At 44.7% G+C, this 5,244-nt stretch carries 4 protein-coding genes; 2 read left to right on the top strand and 2 right to left on the bottom strand.

Going from position 1 to position 5,244, the window contains the following annotated elements; genetic code table 11:
• The coding region (locus ABRZ28_RS24110) for an IS3 family transposase (protein WP_330521862.1) at nucleotides 1-95 on the top strand (95 nt) is incomplete at its 5' end.
• Nucleotides 96-704: 609 nt separating this feature from the next.
• On the opposite strand, the gene ABRZ28_RS24100 is transcribed toward ABRZ28_RS24110, so the two are convergent.
• Together ABRZ28_RS24100 and ABRZ28_RS24095 are read right to left on the bottom strand one after the other, a co-directional pair.
• A complete protein-coding gene (locus ABRZ28_RS24100) occupies nucleotides 705-1,160 on the bottom strand; it encodes a hypothetical protein (RefSeq protein WP_330521861.1) in 456 nt (151 codons plus the stop codon).
• A 353-nt stretch (nucleotides 1,161-1,513) separates the two neighbouring features.
• Nucleotides 1,514-1,708: a hypothetical protein gene (locus tag ABRZ28_RS24095; protein ID WP_330521860.1), complete on the bottom strand. Its 195-nt coding sequence runs from the start codon at nucleotides 1,706-1,708 to the stop codon at nucleotides 1,514-1,516.
• Between the two features lie 814 nt (nucleotides 1,709-2,522).
• Here ABRZ28_RS24095 and ABRZ28_RS24090 point away from each other — a divergent pair.
• Nucleotides 2,523-4,898 carry an AAA family ATPase gene (locus tag ABRZ28_RS24090; protein ID WP_330521859.1) on the top strand — a complete coding sequence of 792 codons (2,376 nt, stop codon included), beginning with the start codon at nucleotides 2,523-2,525 and terminating at the stop codon, nucleotides 4,896-4,898.
• The last annotated feature ends 346 nt before the right edge of the window (nucleotides 4,899-5,244 follow it).

Genomic DNA, 5,244 nt, shown 5'->3' with positions numbered 1-5,244 from the left:
TCGAGTATATCGAGATAGACTACAATCGGCACCGACGGCATAGTGCCAACGGCGGGCTAAGCCCGGTGCAATTTGAGGAAAGAAACCTCGCTTAAGGCAGTGTCCACCGTCGCTGGGCAAGATCACAATACGCTCGGTCGACGGATCAAGTTCAGAGGCGACGATGATTATCTGATGCGCTTGATTGAGCGATTCCTCTTCCAGCACGTTGTTGAAGCGCTGTTTGAAGGCTTCGCCCAGATTACCGCCCTGAGAGAAGCGTTCATAAATTTGCGATAGGCGTTCCGGGGTTAACCCCGCCACCCAAGAGGCATAATCCAGAGCCTGTGCCACCACCTCACGCGGTGTGCGGTCACGTTTTAACTCAATAAGGATCAGTGAGGCATCCGGTGCTATCGCCAGCAGATCGATGCGTCCGCCGTCCAGCGTGCGCTCCTGATGACCGATCAACATCCATTCGTTAGACAGAATAGAAGGATCGCGCAGAATCATTTTTTCCAGCAGTTGCTCGCTCGCCAAACGGCTGATGGAAAGTGGTTCAGGGTTTTCACCCACGCGCCAGATAGCATGATGAACTGGCATATTTTCTCCTTAGTTTAGCGCTGCGTCAGTAAGCGCATCCGTTAGATAAAGCCGGGGTTGCTGCGGGATTTTATGGTGTCGCAAATAATCATAAATTTTTCTCACTGAGTAAGTATTGCAACTTAATTCACTGAGATAGAGAAATGGCATTTAAAACCAGCCGGACGAGATACTCTCTTATCTTCATTAATGAAGGGAACTCTCAGTTTCGGAGCATGATAAACCGCCACTTTCCATAAGTTATCTCCCATAAAATTAAAATCAACTGAATCAGAGGATGCGACTCTTATATTTTTGAAAATCCCTGTGTTATACATTGCTCCAATAGTGGCAGAATCGACAACCGCGCTATTAGAACCCAAGCGGACAAGAAATATGTTCAGTGATTCCTCAAAAATAACATCATCAGTCAAAAACAGAAGATAAAGTTCATCATCCACCTTAACCGCCGCTTCCAGCACTTTACCTGACACCTTAACGCCGGTGGATTTACCATTCAGCAGAACTTCACACACTGATTCCTTAAATTGTGTAGCCTCATGGATAATCTGTAATGAGATTGCGTTAGTGACTTCCATTTTCACCTCCACATCTTACCCATTTGCCACGCAGCAAGCGCACCGCCAACAAAAGCGCCCAACACCACGCACGCTGGGGCCGCAGGACCACATATTAAACCGGCAACAGCGCCACCGCCACCGCAAACACGACATGGCACCGAATACATTGTTCCTTTGTATATCAGATAAGGTATTGAAATTGGCTTTAGCGCCATAGAGTTGGAGGGTTTTTCTGGCAACAAGATCATTGAAGGTCTTCCCTGTCAGCTTCATTTTTTGCGCTAACGCCCTCCCCACAGTAGACTTTGCTCGAAGCATTTCCATAGTCATGTTGCGCGCATCCATCGCTTCTTTTGCCGCTTGTTCCCATGTCAGGAGCCCTCGGTTGACACGCTCCGAAGCTCATCTGACATAGCTTTGATCAGCCTTGAATATTCAAGTCGTAATCGGGGATCTATAGAGAGTTGCGCAGCAATAGCAGCCATGTCTCCCTGAAAAGCAGAAATAACCTGCTCAAACTGCTCTTTTCCTCTTTTATCTAAAGGACTCAAAAGTGCCGTATTCATACAACTCCCGTTGAAAAATGATTATTTTCACCCAAATCTGAAACTATGACCTGACTATATACCGAATATCACAACACTATGCTGTTTCGTCAGGAATATACATATCAGAAATGTCCTCACGCATAAAGATTTTCATATAAGGAAATAGATTACCTTGCAAGGATATAGTTATGTGTTTAATAATTTTCATGCTATGTGTGTTTTATTAATTATTAGTATAGAAAAATCGTTCTTAAGCTGGGGGGAGTTGAATAGGTTGTCTATTATTTTGATTAGTTGGCTTATTCCTGATTCAATTTTTGTTTTATGGGCCTAAGTATGGGCCTAAAGATTTTGTTTGCCTGATTAAGGTGGAGGCTGTGGGATTTTTTTGCGAAATGAGTAGCAAAAAGATTTTTAGCCGAGGAATCGAATTACGTGTTTTATAGCCATAGTGACCTGCTCCGCATTGATTAACATACGGTAGTGTTTGTAATATCTGCTTCTGGCACTCAGTTGCCCGCAAGAGTTCCATCAGGCGGCTATGAGCGAACAGCGGACATTGCCTGAACTGGGGGGAAGCCCTAAAATTGAGTGACACAATTTGCAGGAATACTTATAGCATCCCTAATCTGTAGCGTAGGCAAAACTGCACCGGTCTTCGTCCTCCTGATACCTCTGGTCTTTACATAAATCACCATGCCGTATATGTTTATCAAGCCAATAGCCTTCACATGATCGTAAAATGTTTAGGTAATCGTTCAATTGCCCAGACCTTCAGAATTTTACTGAGCAGCGGCCGACTTAGCGCCGTTGCGTGCAAGGATGACCCGCTATGATCGAATCAATTAGTCTCTCCAACATCGCCACCTACCGTCCTGACAAATCAGAAGTTATTAATCTAAAAAAGATCAATTTCATTTATGGAGCAAATGGAGCGGGCAAGACCACAATCAGTCGACTTATTGAGAAACCTAGCCTCTCAACAGACTCTAGCATTACCTGGCTCAGAAATATGCCAGTGCCAGCAATGATCTATAACAACGACTTCATCACTGCCAACTTCTCAGAATCCAAAGAGTTTCAGGGAGTATTTACACTCGGCAAGGCCGAGAAAGTTCAGCTCGACCGCCTCAAAGATCTTAAAGATGAAAGAAAGCGCCATGAACAGTTGAGGGCCAAGTTAATCATCTCTCTTGATGGTGAAGATGGAAAATCCGGAAAGCATGCTGAGTTGATTTCTTTGGAAGCAAAGTTAGTTGGCCGATGCTGGGAACAGAAAGTGAAGCATGATGAATATTTCAAGGGGGCATTTACTGGTTTAAGGAATAATAAGGAAGCATTCAAAGCAAGGGTTCTTCAAGAACATGAGAACAACAAATCCACCTTGGTTGATTTGGTTGATCTCAAGGCTAGAGCGGCGGTTTTATATGGCGACCAACCTTCGAAAATAGATCTTGTTTCGACCTTGGATTTATCACGGTTGATAGCATTCGAGAAAAGCCCGATTCTGGTTAAAAAGGTGGTAGGCAAAGACGATGTCAGTATATCCGCGATTATTCAGCGGCTAGGTAATAGCGACTGGGTTAGGCAAGGTATGATATTTCTGGAGCATACGGATGAACAATGTCCGTTTTGTCAGCAGACTCTGCCCCACGACTTCGAGAAGGAACTTACTGACTACTTCGATGAGACTTTTGAGGCGGATTCGAAGGCGGTCTCTACCCTGCGTAATAATTATTTCCAAATTGCTGAGGATCTTTTGGCTCAGGCACATGTTCTTTTAGCTTTGGATTGCACAGAACTGGACAAGGAAAAACTTAATCCTAAGATTCAAGCACTGGATGCTGTTGTTCTTGTCAATAAAGGGCGGATGGACAATAAAGTTACCACTCCAAGTGCTGAGGTGTTTCTTGAGGGACTGGAGGATATTCAGGCGGATATTGCCGCTATTGTTAATGCGGCAAATGCAAAAATAACCGAACAAAATCGCCTAGTTGCAAGCTTCACTGCTGAGCAGCGCAGGCTCACCGGAGAAGTGTGGAAATATATTGTCGATGCCGAGCTAAAGAATACCTTGGCTGATTACAGCTCTGAGAAGAATAAACTACAGAAATCTATTTCGGGTATCGCATTGAGCCGGGATAAAGCCACGGAAAATATTAATGCTACAGACGTCGAGATCGATAAGATTGAGACGGAACTTACAAGCGTAAAGCCTACAGTAATTGCTATAAATAAAATTTTGAAAAATTTTGGATTTCTCAGCTTTTCTCTAGATCCTGCATGTGCGGATAACTCCTATAGAATTATCCGAGCGGATGGGAGAGATGCCAAGCAAACATTGAGCGAGGGCGAGAAGACCTTCGTAACGTTCCTTTATTTCTACCACCTGTTGAGAGGGAGTATTACGACGTCCGGTATCACCGCCGATCGGATTGTGGTCATCGATGACCCCGTTTCTAGCCTTGATAGTGATGTGTTGTTTATCGTGAGTAGTTTGATCAAGGAGCTTTTCGCCGAAGTTAGAAAGAGTGGTAGCCATCTTAAACAAGTTGTGGTGCTTACACACAACGTGCATTTCCATAAAGAGGTCACGTACGATCAGCGCCGGAAGGCCAATACATCTCTTGCTGACGAGACATTTTGGATTGTCCGCAAACCTAATGAGTATTCGGTAATTGAGTTCCATTCAAGTAATCCAATCAGGAATTCTTATCAATTACTCTGGGCAGAGCTGAAAAGGACACCGGTACCAGTCCTTACGTTGCAGAACACCATGCGACGGATTTTGGAGAACTATTTCAAAATTTTGGGTGGTGTCGATACGTACCACTTGGTCGACAAGTTTGAGGGTATTGAAAAGACACAGTGCCAGTCTTTGATGAGTTGGGTAAATGATGGATCGCATTACGCTCCGGATGAGCTCTATGTGGCCATTAGTGACAATATGGCAGCAAGCTACCTGAAAATTTTCTTCAAGATATTCAAGGCGGCTAAGCATGATGCGCATTACAGAATGATGATGGGCGATTCATATGTTGATCTAGATCCGGAAGAGATCTCAGAGCAGCTGGCGATGACTGATGTTGACGAAGAGGGGAGCGTTGTATTTGATGATGCCGGTGTAGTAGAGGAATCAGCCCCCGTACCGACTGTACTAAAGTCTGAGATTGATCAGCCCGGATTCGATCAGGATATGCCGTTTTGAAGCCTTCCGCTTGCGAGCGCATCCATGAGAAAATCCATCGACTAGGTCAGGTTCGAAGCATCCGAACGAACAAGCGGAATGAGCACTCACCTTTAATTAATACCTGTATTAGCAACGTCTGCGTCTGGCACGGAGCGGACAGAAAGCAAGGTCATAAGGTCAGCTGAGAGCTAGGAACGGACATTGGCAATTGCACTCTGCAACTGATGAATGGATTACTTGTAGTGGTCAACAAAAACTGGCCACCGCGTTAGAGTTTTTCCAGTATCGGTTTTCCGATTCGTTTGGTGGTAACCCACCATTATATTCGTGCGGTCTTAGTGCACTGTAATATCCAACGATATAG

The sequence above is a fragment of the Brenneria sp. g21c3 genome (assembly GCF_040240345.1).
Taxonomy (GTDB): domain Bacteria; phylum Pseudomonadota; class Gammaproteobacteria; order Enterobacterales; family Enterobacteriaceae; genus Brenneria.
The sequence above is the reverse complement of the archived record's forward strand: the minus strand, read 5'-3'. Positions and strand labels throughout refer to the sequence as shown.